Source organism: Maricaulis parjimensis (genome assembly GCF_016817355.1).
GTDB lineage: Bacteria > Pseudomonadota > Alphaproteobacteria > Caulobacterales > Maricaulaceae > Maricaulis > Maricaulis parjimensis.
On sequence record NZ_JADOTT010000008.1, the window covers coordinates 79,146 to 95,130 of the forward strand.

19 protein-coding genes are annotated in these 15,985 nt (G+C 63.7%); 9 read left to right on the plus strand and 10 right to left on the minus strand.

Annotated elements, in window-relative coordinates:
* The first annotated feature begins 51 nt into the window (after positions 1-51).
* Positions 52-1,077 carry a serine hydrolase domain-containing protein gene (locus I0K07_RS13210; protein ID WP_203294182.1) on the plus strand — a complete coding sequence of 342 codons (1,026 nt, stop codon included), beginning with the start codon at positions 52-54 and terminating at the stop codon, positions 1,075-1,077.
* On the opposite strand, the gene I0K07_RS13215 is transcribed toward I0K07_RS13210, so the two are convergent.
* Both I0K07_RS13215 and I0K07_RS13220 read right to left on the minus strand, forming a co-directional pair.
* The gene (locus I0K07_RS13215; protein WP_203294184.1) at positions 1,074-1,934 is read right to left on the minus strand and encodes a 50S ribosomal protein L11 methyltransferase; all 861 of its coding nucleotides are present in this window, start codon (positions 1,932-1,934) and stop codon (positions 1,074-1,076) included. The two genes, I0K07_RS13210 and I0K07_RS13215, sit on opposite strands and share 4 nt — an antisense overlap.
* Before the next feature lie 230 nt (positions 1,935-2,164).
* Positions 2,165-4,450 carry an ATP-dependent helicase gene (locus I0K07_RS13220; RefSeq protein WP_203294186.1) on the minus strand — a complete coding sequence of 762 codons (2,286 nt, stop codon included), beginning with the start codon at positions 4,448-4,450 and terminating at the stop codon, positions 2,165-2,167.
* Positions 4,451-4,581: 131 nt separating this feature from the next.
* Here I0K07_RS13220 and I0K07_RS13225 point away from each other — a divergent pair, with 131 nt between their 5' ends.
* Positions 4,582-5,280 carry a hypothetical protein gene (locus tag I0K07_RS13225; RefSeq protein WP_203294188.1) on the plus strand — a complete coding sequence of 233 codons (699 nt, stop codon included), beginning with the start codon at positions 4,582-4,584 and terminating at the stop codon, positions 5,278-5,280.
* 179 nt (positions 5,281-5,459) lie between these two features.
* Here the strand turns inward: I0K07_RS13225 and I0K07_RS13230 are convergent, their stop codons facing one another.
* From I0K07_RS13230 to I0K07_RS13250, 5 genes are all read right to left on the minus strand, one after another.
* Positions 5,460-5,801, minus strand: coding sequence for a GIY-YIG nuclease family protein (locus tag I0K07_RS13230; RefSeq protein WP_203294190.1), 342 nt, complete (start codon positions 5,799-5,801; stop codon positions 5,460-5,462).
* A 120-nt stretch (positions 5,802-5,921) separates the two neighbouring features.
* The gene (locus I0K07_RS13235) at positions 5,922-6,332 is read right to left on the minus strand and encodes a bacteriohemerythrin (protein ID WP_203294192.1); all 411 of its coding nucleotides are present in this window, start codon (positions 6,330-6,332) and stop codon (positions 5,922-5,924) included.
* A gap of 104 nt (positions 6,333-6,436) precedes the next feature.
* A complete protein-coding gene (locus I0K07_RS13240) occupies positions 6,437-6,790 on the minus strand; it encodes a hypothetical protein (protein WP_203294194.1) in 354 nt (117 codons plus the stop codon).
* Positions 6,791-6,974: 184 nt separating this feature from the next.
* A complete protein-coding gene (locus I0K07_RS13245; protein WP_203294196.1) occupies positions 6,975-7,505 on the minus strand; it encodes a hypothetical protein in 531 nt (176 codons plus the stop codon).
* A gap of 79 nt (positions 7,506-7,584) precedes the next feature.
* On the minus strand, positions 7,585-9,219 hold the full coding sequence (locus I0K07_RS13250; protein WP_338041066.1) for a chloride channel protein: 1,635 nt from the start codon (positions 9,217-9,219) through the stop codon (positions 7,585-7,587).
* Positions 9,220-9,335: 116 nt separating this feature from the next.
* Here I0K07_RS13250 and I0K07_RS13255 point away from each other — a divergent pair, with 116 nt between their 5' ends.
* The 3 genes from I0K07_RS13255 to I0K07_RS13265 all read left to right on the plus strand — a co-directional run bounded on the left by I0K07_RS13255 (position 9,336) and on the right by I0K07_RS13265 (position 10,768).
* Positions 9,336-9,668 (plus strand): ArsR/SmtB family transcription factor, encoded by a 333-nt coding sequence (locus I0K07_RS13255; protein WP_203294200.1) that lies wholly within the window; start codon positions 9,336-9,338, stop codon positions 9,666-9,668.
* Positions 9,658-10,095 (plus strand): SRPBCC family protein, encoded by a 438-nt coding sequence (locus I0K07_RS13260; RefSeq protein ID WP_203294202.1) that lies wholly within the window; start codon positions 9,658-9,660, stop codon positions 10,093-10,095. The genes I0K07_RS13255 and I0K07_RS13260 overlap by 11 nt, the downstream gene beginning before the upstream one ends.
* A gap of 64 nt (positions 10,096-10,159) precedes the next feature.
* On the plus strand, positions 10,160-10,768 hold the full coding sequence (locus I0K07_RS13265; protein WP_203294204.1) for a hypothetical protein: 609 nt from the start codon (positions 10,160-10,162) through the stop codon (positions 10,766-10,768).
* On the opposite strand, the gene I0K07_RS13270 is transcribed toward I0K07_RS13265, so the two are convergent.
* Positions 10,765-10,983 (minus strand): ribbon-helix-helix domain-containing protein, encoded by a 219-nt coding sequence (locus I0K07_RS13270; protein WP_203294206.1) that lies wholly within the window; start codon positions 10,981-10,983, stop codon positions 10,765-10,767. The genes I0K07_RS13265 and I0K07_RS13270 overlap by 4 nt on opposite strands.
* 105 nt (positions 10,984-11,088) lie before the next feature.
* On the opposite strand from I0K07_RS13270, the gene I0K07_RS13275 reads away from it, so the two are divergent.
* Complete coding sequence (locus I0K07_RS13275) at positions 11,089-11,757, plus strand: DNA-3-methyladenine glycosylase I (protein WP_203294208.1); 669 nt, start codon at positions 11,089-11,091, stop codon at positions 11,755-11,757.
* 111 nt (positions 11,758-11,868) lie between these two features.
* Positions 11,869-12,174: a hypothetical protein gene (locus I0K07_RS13280; protein WP_203294210.1), complete on the plus strand. Its 306-nt coding sequence runs from the start codon at positions 11,869-11,871 to the stop codon at positions 12,172-12,174.
* Here I0K07_RS13280 and I0K07_RS13285 read toward each other — a convergent pair.
* Positions 12,168-12,377: a DUF4169 family protein gene (locus tag I0K07_RS13285; RefSeq protein WP_203294212.1), complete on the minus strand. Its 210-nt coding sequence runs from the start codon at positions 12,375-12,377 to the stop codon at positions 12,168-12,170. The two genes, I0K07_RS13280 and I0K07_RS13285, sit on opposite strands and share 7 nt — an antisense overlap.
* 88 nt (positions 12,378-12,465) lie before the next feature.
* Between I0K07_RS13285 and I0K07_RS13290 the strand changes: the two genes are divergently transcribed.
* A complete protein-coding gene (locus I0K07_RS13290) occupies positions 12,466-13,902 on the plus strand; it encodes a hypothetical protein (RefSeq protein WP_203294214.1) in 1,437 nt (478 codons plus the stop codon).
* A gap of 65 nt (positions 13,903-13,967) precedes the next feature.
* On the opposite strand, the gene fumC is transcribed toward I0K07_RS13290, so the two are convergent.
* Positions 13,968-15,362 (minus strand): class II fumarate hydratase, encoded by a 1,395-nt coding sequence (fumC, locus tag I0K07_RS13295; RefSeq protein WP_203294216.1) that lies wholly within the window; start codon positions 15,360-15,362, stop codon positions 13,968-13,970.
* 184 nt (positions 15,363-15,546) lie between these two features.
* Here fumC and I0K07_RS13300 point away from each other — a divergent pair, with 184 nt between their 5' ends.
* Positions 15,547-15,885: a RusA family crossover junction endodeoxyribonuclease gene (locus tag I0K07_RS13300; RefSeq protein ID WP_203294218.1), complete on the plus strand. Its 339-nt coding sequence runs from the start codon at positions 15,547-15,549 to the stop codon at positions 15,883-15,885.
* Positions 15,886-15,985: the final 100 nt, after the last annotated feature.

The following is a 15,985-nucleotide window of genomic DNA, read 5'->3' on the forward strand; positions in this document are numbered from 1 at the left end:
GTCTGCGCGATTGTGCGGGCCGAGACGGCATTCGCAATCACAGGATAAAGCATGTTGAATTCAAGAAGTCAGCTGGGCGCTGCGCTCGTGGCCGGTGTGTTTCTCTCTTCACTGGCCGGTGCCCAGACCGCCGATCCGCGCGCGGAGGCGGCCCAGGCCCTGTTTGACGCGATGGCGGGGCAATACCCCGCGCTCAATGCGACGGTGATGGTCGCGGGCGAGATTGTCTGGGAAGCCGAGGGGGGCATGAACCGCTTGCCCGGCGATGGCGTGAACCAGGACTATAATGTCTACTCCGTCGCCAAGCTGATGGTCGCCTTGGCCTATCTGCGCCTGGAACAGACGCGGGGGCTCGATCTGGGCAGCGATGTCCGGGAGATCGATCCGGACCTGCCCGCGCATTATGACGGCGTCACCCTGCGCCAGCTGATCGATCACCGGGCGGGGGTGCGGCACTACACGTCCCAGGCCGACTGGATCGCCTTCTCCGAGCGGCGCTGTGATGTGCCGGCAGACGCGCTGGGGCATTTCATCCAGGATCCGCTGGCGCCTCCGCCGGACGGAGACAGCCGGTACACGACCTTCGGCTATGTCCTGCTCTCGCATCTTCTGGTGCGGATCACCGGGGCTGAGACCTTTGATGCGGCCATGACGGATGTGCTGGGCGAGGCCTATACGGCGCATCGCGACAGCGAGGATGCTGCCAAGGCGGTCAATTGGGTGGATCTGGGTGAGGGGCTGGAACAGGTCTCCGGCCTGTCGGCGGAGTGCAAGTTCGGCGGTGGCGGCCTGCTGGCCAGTTCCCGTGATCTGGCGGCCTTGCTGGACCAGCTGGCGGCGGGTGATCTGGTCGAGATATCCAGCCTGGCCAATCAGCCCGGGCAGTGGGCCGGCCATGATCCCAGCGCCGGTCTGCACTATGCGGCGCATTCCGGGGGCTCGCCCGGCGGGCGGTCCTTCATGATCACCTATGCCGAGCCGCGCGTGTCCGTGGCCGTGACCGCCAATGCGGACGGTGAGAACTTCTATGCGCTCTCGGTCGGGCTGGCGAATGTGTTCGCCGGGCTGGAGGACTAGTCGCGTACCGCGATCAGGGTTTCCCAGTTTTCCAGCGGCGGCTGGCGGTGAACCGTGAGGCCGGCGGCTTCATAGATTTCGCGAACCATGGCTTCCTGTTCGGTCAGCAGGCCGGACAGGATGACCTTGCCGCCGGGCTCCAGGGCGTTCGCAATGTCGGGGGCCAGCTCCATCAGGGCGCGCGCCAGGATGTTGGCGAAGATCAGCTCGAACTTGCGTCCGGCCAGCTGGCCATGGTCGAGGCCTTCCGCGACGAAGCATTCAATCTCCGGCGTGCCGTTCTTGCGGCAATTCTCCTGGCTCTCCGCAACCGCTTCCGGATCGATATCCGAGGCCAGGATTTGCGCATCGGGCAGGGTCTTGGCGGCGGCGATGGCCAGCACGGCGGTGCCGCAGCCCAGATCGAGCACGGTCTTGGGCGAGGCCCCCGCATCCAGCATTTCAGAGAAGGCGATCAGGCAGCCGCGCGTGGTGCCGTGATGGCCCGTGCCGAAAGCCGGCCCGGCCTCGATCTCGATGCCGATCTGGCCGTCAGCCACAGCATCGCGATCATGGGCGCCGAACAGGGTGAAACGGCCGCCCTCGACCGGTTTCAGACCGGCCAGGGAAAGACGCACCCAATCCTCATCCGGCATTTTATCGCAGGCCAGATCCATGCTGTCGGGGATGTTCGCGAAGCTGCGGACATCGGCCAGGTCCGGCTCGACATCGAAGATCAGGTCGAGACGGGCGATATCGCCCTCATCAAAGAGCGACCAGGAGGTCATCGTCTCCGGCGCAACATCATCAAGATGCTCGACAATATTCCCGAGCAGAGCGAAATCCGCATGCGTCGTCACGCGCCAGAACTGGGTCATGAAGTCTCCTTTGGCGCGAGGGTTTGGACGCTTTGGGGGCGGTTGGCAAGCTTTCCGCTCGCTTGGGGGATGGGGTATTGCAACACAGGGCATTTTTCCCGGAAGCGCGCCAGCGCTGTCCGGGATCAACGGGAGACTCATCGACTGTCACTGCGTTCGGTTGGTCCCGGAACTCCGCCCGGCTCTAGGCTGGGCTGCGTCCGGGAAAAATGGAGCCTTGGAGGTGCGGCTCACGGCAAATCCCGCAGGAAGCTCTCCACCACTTTCTTCTCACCCGCCTTGTCGAAGCGGACGGTGTATTTACTGCCGTCGGCTTTCTTGACGACGCCATAGCCGAACTTGTCGTGGAAGACGCGGTCGCCGGATTTCCAGCGGCCGTTTTCATCGCCGCTTTCGATCAGGGTGGCCTTGGCATTGATGGTGGGCGCGGCGGAGCGGCGGCCTTCGGCCTGGCTGGCCTGATAGCGTTTCCAGCCGGGGCTGGAATAGCTGGACGCGCTGGCATCAGCGGTCTGGCGCACGCTCTCGAAGCCGGGGCCGCCATCATAATAGCCGGTCTCCGACTTGGCCTCGACATGATCCATCGGCAGCTCGTCGATGAAGCGGCTCGGGATCACGGTTTGCCAGCGGCCATAGATCATGCGGTTGGCGGTGAAGGTGATGATGGCGCGTTCGCGGGCACGGGTGATGCCGACATAGGCCAGGCGGCGTTCTTCCTCGAGCGAGCGTGTGCCGCCTTCATCCAGTGAGCGCTGGGAGGGGAAGACGGTCTCTTCCCAGCCCGGCAGGAAGACGAGCGGGAATTCCAGACCCTTGGCGCCGTGCAGCGTCATCAGGGAGACCTCGTCCTCATCCGGGGCGCGATCGGCATCGGTGAGCAGGGCGACGTGTTCCAGATAGGCTTCCAGCGTGTCGTACTCGCCCATGGAGCGGACGAGTTCCTTGAGGTTTTCCAGCCGGCCGGCGGCCTGGGGCGTCTTGTCCTCGCGCCACATGGCGGTATAGCCGCTTTCATCCAGCACGATCTCGGCGAGCTCATCTAGGCGCGATTGCCCGGCCTGTTCGCGCCAGCGATCCATGTCGCGCAGGAAGACGGTGAGGGCGGTGCGGGCCTTGCCGCGGATCTCGTCCGTACCGACCATGATGCGGGCGGCCTCGGTCATGGAGACCTGCATCTGGCGCGCCGTCATGGCGATCTTCTGGACGCTGGTATCACCAATGCCGCGCTTGGGCGTGTTGACGATGCGCTCGAAGGCGAGATCATCCTCCGGCGAGCGGACCAGGCGCAGATAGGCATGAGCGTCGCGCACTTCGGCGCGTTCGAAGAAGCGCGGTCCGCCGATCACCTTGTAGGGCAGGCCCAGCATGATGAAACGGTCTTCAAAGGCCCGCATCTGCCAGGCCGCGCGGACCAGGACGGCGGTGTCGGAATAGGCGCGGCCGCCGGAGACCCAGTTCTCGATCTCCTCGGCGACATAGCGGGCCTCGGCCTCGCCATCCCAGATGCCGCGCACCTGGACTTTCTCGCCGGCCTCATCCTCGGTCCACAGCGTCTTGCCCAGGCGCGAGCGGTTGGCCGCGATCAGGCCGGAGGCGGCACCCAAGATATGAGCGGTGGAGCGGTAATTGCGTTCCAGGCGGATCACTTCGGCGCCCGGGAAGTCCTTCTCGAAGCGAAGGATGTTGTCGACCTCGGCGCCGCGCCAGCCATAGATGGACTGGTCGTCATCGCCCACGCAGCAGATATTCCCCGTGCCCTGGGCCAGAAGGCGCAGCCAGAGATATTGGGCGATATTGGTGTCCTGGTATTCGTCGACGAGGAGATAGCGGAACTTGGCGTGATAGGTCGCCAGCACGTCCGGATTGTCCTTGAAGATGTGCAGGGTGTGCAGGAGAAGATCGCCGAAATCGCAGCAATTGAGCTGTTTCAGGCGCTCCTGGTAGATCTGGTAGAGACCCTGTCCGCGCCCCTCCGCGAAGGACCATTTGTCCTCTTCATTGAGCTGGTCGGGCAGGAGGCCGCGGTTTTTCCAGCCATCGATGAGCGAGGCGAGATGGCGCGGCGTCCAACGCTTCTCGTCGATATTCTCCGCCTGGATGATCTGTTTCAAAAGGCGCAGCTGGTCGTCGGTATCGAGGATGGTGAAGCCGGATTTCAGATCCACCAGTTCGGCATGGCGGCGCAGGATCTGGGCAGAGACGGAGTGGAAGGTGCCCAGCCAGGGCACGCCCTCGACAGCCTCGCCGATGATCTGGCCGACCCGTTCCTTCATCTCCCGTGCAGCCTTGTTGGTGAAGGTCACAGCGAGGATTTCCCAGGGCCGCGCCCGTCCGGTCGCCAGGATATGCGCCAGCCGCGTCGTCAGAACACGCGTCTTGCCCGTGCCGGCCCCCGCCAGCACCAGAACCGGCCCGTCCAGCGCTTCCACGGCGGCACGCTGTTCGGCGTTCAGCCCTTCAAGATACGGCGTCGGCGGCGCGGGGCGCGCCATGTCTGAGATGGAAAGATTGGACATTGCAATCCGAACGTTTGCCCGAGTGATTCAATCCGTCATACTGGACCGATTGGCGCCCGATCCCAAGGGAGAGATGTGTGATTGTTCGAGTTTTGTTCGCTTTGTTCGGATTTGTCGGGATGACGGGTGCCGTGAATGCCGAAGGTGAGCCTGTCCTGACGATCTTCACACTGCCATCTGGTTCGAATGACGCGTTGAACCCGCTTCACTGCCATGCGTCAGAGCCGCGTTTCTGGCTGGATGCTGAAACCGAGATACTGGTCAGCGGGCATTTGGTCGCCGAAGAGCCAAGACTGATCTTGTATGCGCGCCGTGGAGACAGGCGTGAGCTGGAGGCCGTGTGGAACGGTTCTGTCGGGCATGATTATCCGTTGATCGGGGCCTTGTTCAGCCTGGCCACTCTGGATCTCAATGATGATGGTCAGGCTGAACTTTTACTCACGCAGGCGGGATTTCACGGTGGTCCCACCCACGTTCTGAGCCGTTTGGCCCACGGCGAGTGGCGGCATGTTTTGACGGTGCGCGGGTCCTCACTGCTTGGAGAAGATCGGCGAACGGGTTTCGAACGGGTAGAGGGCGGTTTGCGATTGTGGGGGGCGACTGCCTCCTACCCCGATGCGTGTTGGCAGTGGGAAGCGGGAGACCCAATCGAGGCCTTCTCCCTGCGAGCGGATCGCTGCGGTCACGCCGCCGAAGAGGGAACGGAACTCGGGGAGACCGTGGGGATGATCATTATTGCCCCGCCGGAAGAAAGTGCGCGTTTGCTCGCTGAGGCAGAAGAGCAGCTGGACCAGCAGGGCGTGTCAGTCTCCTGTGATGAGGTTGAATGACTTTCCGTTGGCCCCGGAACGCGCTGCGCGCGTCCGGGGGAAAAGAGGTGCTTTGCGCGTCCGGGGGAATTGCTCTTGTATATGGTCGAGTGGAGTTGTTTGCAGGACAAACTCCGTTTTTCCCGGACGCGCGCAGCGCGTTCCGGGACCTGCGTTGGGCTTACCGTTGCAGGATGATTTCAGTCGGTGAGTGAGCTCACGGTGGGAATGGCGTCGTCGAAGTCGCCTCGGATATCGAACCATAGGTCTTTCCAGCCGGGGTTCATGGCTTCGATGAGGTTGATCTTCCAGGCGCGGCGCCAGCGTTTGATCAGATATTCCCGGCGGGCGGCGGATTCGAAGCCGTCATGCCATTCGAACCAGACCAGCTGCTTGATGTCATGGCGTTTGGTGTGGCCGGGGATGGCGCCGGTGCGATGTTGCCAGGTGCGCCAGACGAGGTTCTGGGTGCGGCCGACATAGAAGGCCCCCCGGGGGTGGGTGGCCATGATGTAGACGGCTTCGGGGGCGAGCATGGTCATGCAATTTATAATTGCATTGTATGGCGGTTTCCACAATCGCGGGATTTCTTCTGGTGATGAGGCGTGTTGGGGGTGGTTGGCCCCGGAACGCGCTGCGCGCGTCCGGGGAAAATGGCAGGTTCAGCCCGCCTTCTTCAACTGATCCGCTTTCGGGCCGTATTTCATGTCGATGCCCTTGATGTGGGCGGTGAGCCAGAGTTTGAGGAACATCAGGAATTTGTCCGGGAGGACGCCGTTGGCGGCGCGGATGTCGGTGGCGTAACCGGTGTATTTTTCCAGCAGGTCCTTGTGGATCAGCTTGTGGGTGGCCAGACCGGAATAGCCGGTCTGCTCCATGTATCGCTCCTCGTCGCGGAAATGGTCGATCGTGACCTGGGCGAGATCGTCGACGAGTTTGATGACGGGCGCGCCGGTCTGGCCGGCGGTGGAGGCGTCATGGATGCGGTTCATCAGATCGAGGATCTGCTTGTGTTCGTCATTCATCGCCTCGACGCCAACGTCGAGATCGCTGTTCCATTCCATGATCGGCATGACCGGTCTCCTGATTTGTCCCGGTCAGTTGCCGTATCCTGACTGAATTTGTGGTTAATCGGCTGTGGCGGATTTGAACGGCCGGGTGCGGCAAAATCGCCCGCTCAGGCGGCTGCGCGCGGGGCCTCGCCGGGCAGGGTTTCAACGAGCTGGAAGAAGCTGTCATCGAGTTCGCCATTGCGGCTGGCGATCGTGTTGAAGGCTTCGCTGAGCTGGAGGAAGAAGCGATCCGATTCCGGGCAGCAGGCGGGCCGCGCCCTACCGTTTTCATCGCAGCGATAGGTGAGGATATCCTCGGCCAGGCAGGTGAGTTCATTGACCAGGGCGAGGATGAGCGGGCCTTCGGCAGAGCGGGCATGGGCCTCGCGCAGGGCGTCCAGCGTGCGGGTGTATTCGCGGGCCCGGAAGGCGGCGAAGTCCGTGACATTGGAGGCGGAAGCGGGCTGGTTGCTCGACATGACTACACCGTTTTCAATGCGTGCCGGCAGGCATGCAGGGACGAATTTCCCGGCCGGGGAGGGCGGCGCCGACGGATAGCGTACTCATATAATATGAAGGTGCGTGTGTTCGCCGTCACGCCGCGTCGACGATCCGTCTGCCGGTCTTTCGTGACAGGATTAAGCGCGGCTGAAGAGCCGGGTGTCAGCCGAACAGGGCGTCGACATCGGCCTGGGCCGCGTCTTCGCCAAAACTGTCCTCGCCATCGATCCGGCCGTGAATGGCGCCGGAGGCGGCCCCGATCAGCGGTTTGATCTCGTCGGTGGCAAGACGGGCGATGCGGGCGCAGGTGTCGGCACCGGTATCCCCGCGCAGCGCGTCCTGGGCATCTATGACTTCGCTGTTGATCTGCAGGATCAGGGTTTCCAGATGGGCGCGGATCGCGTTGGGGGCTGCGCCATAGGCCTGCACAGCGAGGTCCTTGTCCTTGAAACCGGATTGCAGGAAGTGGCCGCAATAATCGACCGGTTCCCAGTCCAGCACATCCTCGGCGCAATCGGGCATGTCCGGCAGCATTTCCATCAGCATGACCACTTCATTGAAGTGGTTGAGATAGTCGGTCGCCAGTCCGGTATCGGGATTGATATTGGCCGCACGCAGGGCGTCCGCGCTCAGCGCGCCCTGTCCGAGGGAGAACGCGCTCCCCGTTTCCACGTGCAACCCACCCTGTGTCATGGGGCAAGCCTAGGCCAGACATCCTTTCCAGAGCGCTAACCGTGCTGACATGAAGGACAAATCCGAGCCGGAGCAGGGATCAGCGGTGTTCTTCTTCGCTGATTTCCGCGAGGCGGCGGGCATAGGCGGCCTGGGCATCGGCCTTGGTCACCACGCCGATAATGGGCTGGTCGCCACCGCGGCCGCGGACGGCGGCGCTGTCGACCTGTTCGGCGTCGAGCACGCCCAGCGTCCGGCCGAGCGTGTCATCCTCGAAGACGACGGTGCTGTCGGAAATCTCCGACCGGCCCCAATCATCCAGCGGGACCATGACATCGCGGGTGCGGATGGTCTGCAGGATGAGGCGGCCAGACCCGCCGGAAACGTCGAACCCCTTGCGCTGGACCTGGAGCTGGAACAGCGAGCCACCCAGTGCAGACTGGGCCAGGACGGTGGCCAGGGAAACGGAGAGAAGGACGGCGACGGAGGCCTCATAGCTGGAGGTCAGCTCGAACACGATCAGCGTGGTGGAGAGCGGCGCGCCCAGCACGGCACCGGAGACCGCGCCCATGCCGATCACCGCGAAGAAGCCGGGGCCAGCGGTCTGGTCGCCCAGGGCGAGGCCTGCCAGAAGGCCGAAGGCCGATCCCAGCATGGCGCCGAGATAGAGGGAGGGCGAAAACACGCCGCCGCCAAAGCGGAAGCCCAGCGTGATCACGGTGGCCAGCGTCTTCATACCGATCAGCAGCAAGAGCAGGGCGAGCCCGTATTCAGTGCGCAGGGCATTGGAGGTGGCCTCATAGCCGACGCCGAGGATTTCCGGGGCAATCAGGGCCATCAGGCCGATCAGCAGACCACCGGGCAGGGGCAGGATCCAGAGCGGAATGCCCCGCTTCTCGCACCATTGGGCGATGCGGGCGGGCAGGAAAATCGCGCCGCGATTGAACAGGATGGCTAGGCCGGCTGCGGCGACGCCGAGCATGGCGGCCAGCGGGAAGTCCCAGACCGTGGCAGCCCCCATTTCCGGCAGGCCGAAGACCGGATCCTGTCCGAGATGGTGGCGGACGATCAGGGCCCCGATGATCGAGGCGGAAGCGACCGGCGCGATGGAGCGCAGGGCGTAATGGCCCAGGATCACCTCGAAGGCGAAAAGGGCACCGGCGACGGGCGCGTTGAAGCTGGCGGAAACCGCGGCCGCGGCACCGCAGGCCAGCAGGACACGGCTGCCGCGGGCGGGCATGTCGAGCCATTTGCCCAGGGCTGCGGCGAGTGATGCGCCGAGATGGACTGCGGGGCCTTCGCGGCCGGCACTGGCGCCACCGCCCAGGGAAATGGCCGAGAGCACGGCGGAATAGAGGCCGGATTTCAGATCAATGCGGCCGGCCTTCACGGCGCGCGCCTCGATCACATCGGCCACGCCCTGGCTGCGGGCTTCCGGGGTCAGGTTGAGACGCAGGCCGAGCCAGAGACCGAAAGCGACCAGCGCACCGGTGGCCAGGGGAATGAGGATGACGCGCCAGGGCGGCAGATGGGCCGCCGCGGAAGCGAGGTGGATTTCGGTGACGCCGAAGGCGGTCTGTTCAACAAAGGAAATGCCCAGGCGCAGGCCCAGCGTGGCATAGCCGGCAATCACGCCGATCAGAATGCCCAGCGCCCATAGCGCCGGACCCCGTCCGCCCCTGATCGCGCTGACGAGCCGTTCAAGCCAGACCGAGATTTGCCCTGAGTCGCTCACCCGATTGGTTTCACTGCCAAAAGCGGGCGCGGTCAAGCGTGACCCGCGATCGGGTTGACATGAAACCATTTAGTTTCCTATAAAAGAAACCAAATGGTTTCATATTGGAGGCGGGCATGACACCCAACCCCGTTCAGGCACCGGATGTCTTCCGGGCCATCGCTGATCCGACACGGCGCGCCATCCTGGGCTTGCTGGCCGAGCAGGCGCTGAGTGTGGGCGATGTTGCAGAGCGGTTCGAGATGAGCCGGCCGGCGGTGGCCAAGCATCTCAAGGTGCTCAGCGATGGCGGGCTGGTGGAGGTGGAGGTTCGCGGGCGCAGCCGGATCAACCGGCTGAATGCAGCCCCGCTGGCGGATATTGCCGGCTGGCTCGCCCGGTTCGAAGGCTTCTGGGACGACAAACTGACGGCATTGAAACAGGAAGTGGAGGGTGAAAATGACCAGTGAAGCGATTGAGAAAAGCGTTTTGTTGAAGGCTCCGCCGGCACGGGTCTGGGCCTTTCTGACCGAGCCGGACTTGCTGGGCCGCTGGTTCCATCCTTCCGACCGGGCCCTGACCGAGCCGGGCCCCTATGTGTTCTGGAAGAATGCCGAGACCGAGGGGCAGCGCCATTGCTGGGGCGAGGTGCTGGAAGTCGAGCCGGGACGGCGACTGGTCTACACTTTCACCCATGAATGGCTGGGCGGGCATCCCACGCGCGTGGAATGGAGCCTGGAAGCGGTCGGCGAGGGGACGCGGTTGCGCCTGGTCCATGACGGATTTGCCGGCGCGCCGGTGGATAGTTTCGACTCCCTGTTCGGTCATGATGAGGGCTGGGGCGAGCACCTCACCACGCTGCGCAACCGGGTCGGCGTGCCGGAAACGGTGGCCTGACCGGCAAAGGCTTGCGCCCGGGCGCGGGCTGATTAAGGTGCGGGGCGAAGTTGGGGAGGCGGACATGTCCCGCATTACAGGTCAGATCCTGGCCGGTCTCGCACTGGTTTGGGCGGGTGCCGGCATGGCGCAAGCGCAAGCCGTGGTCACCGCCTATTCGCGCATTGGCGATCACTGCACGGAACAGGCGTCGATGGACGAGCCGGTCGTGGAAATCCATTGCAATGGACGCGGTGGGTGGAAGATCGTGGTGCATGCGTCCGAGCACGGGGCATTCATGACCTATCAGCACGGGGATGATCCCGCGTCCCAACCCTTGTATCCGCCCTCACTCGGCCTGTTCGGGCATTTCCATAACGTGCTGGAATGGCGGGAGATTCTGGGGTCGCCCTTTGCGACCATCCATCGCTATTACCACGAAACGCCGGAGGAAATGTCGGGGCGGCCGGACGAGACCTACCAGACGCTGATGGTGACAGCGCTGCGGCCGAACTCTGCGGATGCGGCCTGTGTGGTGGCCTTTATTGATGCGTCCGGACTGAGCGGGGCGAATGAGGTCGCGCGTGATGTGGCCGACCGGCTGTCACGCGGTTGGGATTGTGCGCTGGAACCGATCGTCTTTGATGCGGATACGCCCAGTGTCGACGCTTATCTGAGCCGGTTCGGGCATTAGGTTCCGGCTGAATTCGTCAGTCTTTTCAGAACAAAGACCCGCAGCGAGGAGGCCAGCGGCTCCTCGCCGCGTGCGATGTCGATGGCGCCGACAAGTCCGGCCAGACTGTCGCCCTGCTCGGCGGCAGCCCGATCGATCTCGGCCCAGAATTCCGGTTCCAGAGAGACGCTGGTGCGGTGACCGGCCAGGGAGAGGGAGCGTTTGACAAGCGGCATGGCGGCAGTTGAACCGGAGCGGGGACAGGCTGGCAAGTGAGGGCTTGCATGCCGCCTCCGGCTCGCCATATCGGTAGGGTCGCCAAGGCCCGGGGGAGAGCGGTCATGAAATCCTTTGCACAGATCGAGGCCGAGGCCCGGGAACAGCATCCTGATCTGGACGCGCGTCTGGCCCAGCATGCCCCGCCGAAATCCGCGGCCGAACTGGCGGATATCCCCGATGATCGCTGGCTCTCCCTGATGACCCGCAGCGTCTTCCAGGCCGGTTTCGTGTGGAAGGTGATCGAGGCGAAATGGGACGGGTTCGAAGCAGCCTTCGACGGGTTCGACCCGGCCCGTGTGGCCTTCTATTCCGATGAGGATGTCGACCGGCTGCTGGGCGATGAGCGCATTGTCCGCAATGGCCAGAAGATCATGGCGACGATCGCGAATGCCGGATTTGTCAGCGATATCGCGACGGAACATGGCGGGTTCGGACGTTTCATTGCCAGCTGGCCGGTCAGCGACCAGGCCGGCCTGTTGGATCTGTTCAAGACACGCGGGTCCCGCCTGGCCGGAATGACGGGCCAGTATGTGCTGCGCTTTGCCGGCTGGGACGCCTGGATCCTGTCCAAGGATGTCTCGGCGGCCCTGGTGCGGGCGGGGATTGTCGACAAGCCGCCCACGTCGAAATCCGCGCTGGCGAAGGTGCAGGCGGCGTTTGATCAATGGCGGATGGAAAGTGGGAAGAGTCAGAGTGAAATCAGCCGGATCTTGGCGATGAGTGTGGGCTAAACCACTTCACACACATGTTAATTTCCCGGTTACCGGGAGTGCAGGAAAGTGTCGCGCATTTGAATGAAATGCTGCACGGTATCGTTACGAGACTGAAAAAGCAGGATGTTGATGCGTCGCTGGCATAAGCCCGTGCCCCTGGAAATCAGATGGGCCGACGAGATTCCGGATACGCCCGGGGTCTGCGTCCTGCTGCGCAATTCCAAGGATATTTCCAGCGTGCTGAAAATCGGTCCGGCGCGATCCCTGCGGCGGATGTTCCAGCGCGAATGCCGCACGGATTATACCGGCATGCCCGACCGGCCCGGGGCGATGATGTGGATGGAAAGCTGGGCGGACGCGGAAGAGGCTGCCCGCCTGATCGGCGAGTATCGCCGTCGCCATGGCCGGGCACCGGTTCTGAACTCGCCCTACTGATTATCCCCGTCGTCCGGCGAGGATTTATCCTCACGGCGATGCGCCTCCACCCGTTTCTTCGCCAGATCCTGACGCGCCTTGGCCAGATCGCTGACCGCTTTCGGCGTGCCGTGGGCAATGCGATTGGCCTCGGCGGTCTTCGCCTTGTCCTCGCGCTGTTTGCGCTTGCGGTATTGGCGCAGATTGATCGGTTTGCTGGTCATGTCAGGGCGCTCTTGCAGGTCCGGCGCATCCGTTCGGGTGCGCCCGGGCATCCCAAGCCTAAACCGTGATCGGGCTGGGGAGAAGTACATGCTGCGCAAGGTATTCCGTTTTCTGGGCACGCCCTTCCGGGTGATCCCCTGGTATGTGTGGCTGGCCGCGCTCGCCGTGGCGGCCTGGTTCGGCCGGACCATTCTGGTGATCATTGCGACGATCATCGCCTTTCACCCGATCCCGGTGCCGCCACTCTTCCAGGGCGATCCGGACAGTGTCGCCGAGGCGCGGCTGCAGGATCTGGAGCATTTCAACCATGTCCGGCGCAATGAGCGTTCGATGACACCGCAGATGCGGGCGCGGTTTGATGACCGGGTCGCCGCGCTGAGGGCGCAGGTGGAGACGCTGAGCGATGCCGAATTCATGCTGGGTCTGGCCCGCGCGCAGGCGGTGATCGACAATGGGCATTCCAATGCGTCGGTGACGCGGATGGTCGCAAGGTTTGACCGTCTGCCGATGCGCTTTGCCGATATGGCCGGCGAGGTTCGCATCCTGCGGGCGCGCGGCGAGGCGGCGGAATTGCTGGGTGCCCGGCTGGACGCGATCAATGGTGTGCCGGCCGCCCAGGCGCTGGCCCGGTTCCGCGACACGCTGGGCGGAAATGACGCCTTCGCGGCGACAATCCTGCCGGCCTATCTGGATGCGCCGGACTTCCTGGCAGCGGTCGGGATCGGTGCGGCGGAGGCGCCGGTTGTCCTGGACCTGACCCTGGTCAGCGGCGAGCGCGCACAGGTGCCGCTGGCGGCGGAACCGGCCGATGCAGATGCCCCGCGTGCCTATCCCGGTGATCTGCCCCAGCCCTGGGTGATCGCGGAGGACTGGCAGGTCGTGCAGCCGCAGGGCGCACCGCTTTACCTGCAGCACGCCGATCGCGGCTATTGGATGGAGCGGATCGCGGGCGGGGAAATCGCCTATGTCAGCCTGCGCACCAATTTCGACGATGACAGTGGCGAAAGCCTGCAGGATTTCGCGGCGCGGATCGAGGCCGAACTGGCCGCCAATCCGCCGCGTGCCATCCTCGTCGATCAGCGCTTTTCCGGTGGCGGTGATCTGACCCGGACCCATGCGCTGATGTCCGCCCTGCCGGAACTGACCGAGGGCCGTGTCTATCATCTGGTCTCGGCCAACACTTTCTCCGCAGCGATCGTCAATCTGGCCTCCACCGAGGAAGTGGCGCCGGAACGCACTCTTCTGGTGGGCGAGCCGATTGGTGACCGTCTGCAATTCTGGGCAGAGGGCTGGACCTTCAATCTGCCGAATTCGGGCTTCCGGGCGCGCTATTCCACCGGCTTCTATGACCTGCAGAATGGCTGTGAGGGCCTGTTCCGCTGCCATTGGGGCAGTTTGCACATCTTCCCCATCCTGGTGGAGGATCTGGACATTGATGTTGCCGCGCCTCTGACCTTCGAAGCGTTTGCGGCCGGCCGTGATCCGGCGCTGGAGGCGGTGCTGGCGATGGAGGGGGTGGAGTAGCCGGCCACGAAAAAAGGCGCGCCGGAGAAACCGGCGCGCCTTCTTTTTGAGGGTGGTGAAAAACCCTAGTCCTTCGGGCCCAGCATGTTTTCCGGGCGAACAATGCTGTCGAATTGTTCTTCGGTGACGAAGCCGAGTTTGACGGCCTCTTCGCGCAGGGTGGTGCCGTTCTTGTGGGCGGTCTTGGCGACGATGGTGGCATTGTCATAGCCGATCGTCGAGTTGAGCGCGGTGACCAGCATGAGGGAGCGTTCCATCAGCTGGCGGATATTGTCCTCGCGGGCCTCGATGCCGACGACACATTTCTCGGTGAAAGTGTTGGCGCTGTCGGCCAGGAGTCGGATCGACTGCAGGACATTGTAGATGATGACCGGCTTGTAGACATTGAGCTCGAAATGGCCCTGGGAGCCGGCGAAGCTCACCGTCGTGTTATTGCCCATCACCTGGGAGCAGACCATGGTCATGGCTTCGCACTGGGTCGGGTTCACCTTGCCCGGCATGATCGAGGAGCCCGGCTCGTTTTCCGGCAGGGCCAGCTCGCCCAGACCCGAACGCGGGCCGGAGCCCAGGAGGCGGATGTCATTGGCGATCTTGAACAGGGAGACGGCGGCCGAGTTGAGCGCGCCATGGGCTTCCACCAGGGCGTCCTTGGTGGCCAGGGCCTCGAACTTGTTGGGGGCGGTGACGAAGGGAAGCTTGGTGAAGCCGGCGACTTCCTCGGCGAAGGCTTCGGCGAAACCCTTCTTGGTGTTCAGACCGGTGCCGACGGCAGTGCCGCCCTGGGCCAACTCGCACAGGGCGGGCAGGGTGGCCTCGATGCGGCGGATCGCATTCTTGACCATGGCGACATAGCCGGAGAATTCCTGGCCCAGCGTCAGCGGCGTGGCGTCCTGGGTGTGGGTGCGGCCGATCTTGATGATGTGTTTGAAGGCCTGCGACTTGTCGTTGAGGGCATTGTGCAGGGTCTGCAGGGCCGGGATCAGGCTGTGCGAGATCTCCTCGGCGGCGGCGATATGCATGGCCGTCGGGAAGGTGTCGTTGGAGGACTGGGACCGGTTCACATGGTCGTTCGGGTGGATCGGATCCTTGGAGCCGACCACGCCGCCGAGCATCTGGATGGCGCGGTTGGAGACCACCTCATTGGTGTTCATGTTGGACTGCGTGCCCGAGCCGGTCTGCCAGACGGAGAGCGGGAAATGGTCGTCCAGCTTGCCTTCGGCAACCTCCAGCGCGGCGGCGGCAATGGCGTCGGCATATTCCGCTTCCATATTGTCCAGGCGCTTATTGGCGAGGGCGGCGGAACGCTTGACGATGCCCAGGGCGCGGATCAGTGGTTTGGGCATGGTTTCCGTGCCGATCGGGAAATTGATCAGCGAGCGGGCGGTCTGGGCGCCGAAGAGTTTGTCGGCGGGTACTTCAAGCGGTCCGAAGCTGTCGGTCTCGGTGCGCATCTCGCTCATCAGGGGAGGCTCCTTGCAGCCCGCTGCGTGCGGGGGGTAGATGGTGAAGATCGAGTCGAACGTGTATCACTCGGACATGATGGATCAAGCAGGCGATGCGCTTCGCCAGGGTCGGACGGGCAAATCCCGGACCCAAGGGGGGCTGGCGCAAAACTGGACAGGACGCGGGAAGGTTCAGGCACTGATGTCTGGCGACGAACTCAATTTGCGCGTTGACGCGGTGACCACGCAGACGCGCCGGTTCAAATCCCTGATCGGGGAATTCTTCCGTCTGGAATTCAAGCGCGCGCGCCCGAAATGGGGCCCGTATGAAGTCTCCATCGAGATCCAGCGCACCCCGGACAGCCCCACCCACGACGTCGACAATGTCGCCAAGGCCGTGCTCGACGCGCTCACCGGCGTGGTCTTCCATGATGACAGCCAGGTGGAACGCCTCCTGGTGACCAAGGTGGAAGGCGACCGCCCGCGGATCTGTGTGACGGCGCGGCCGATGCGTGAGGTGAGGGTGCTGGAGGAGGCTTAGGTTTCTTTCGCTTGATGGGGAAAGCGCGTTGCGCTTTCGGGCTCTTGTCAGGTCACCCACTCCACCATTGCTGCGCAATGGTCCCCCTCGCCCATCAAGG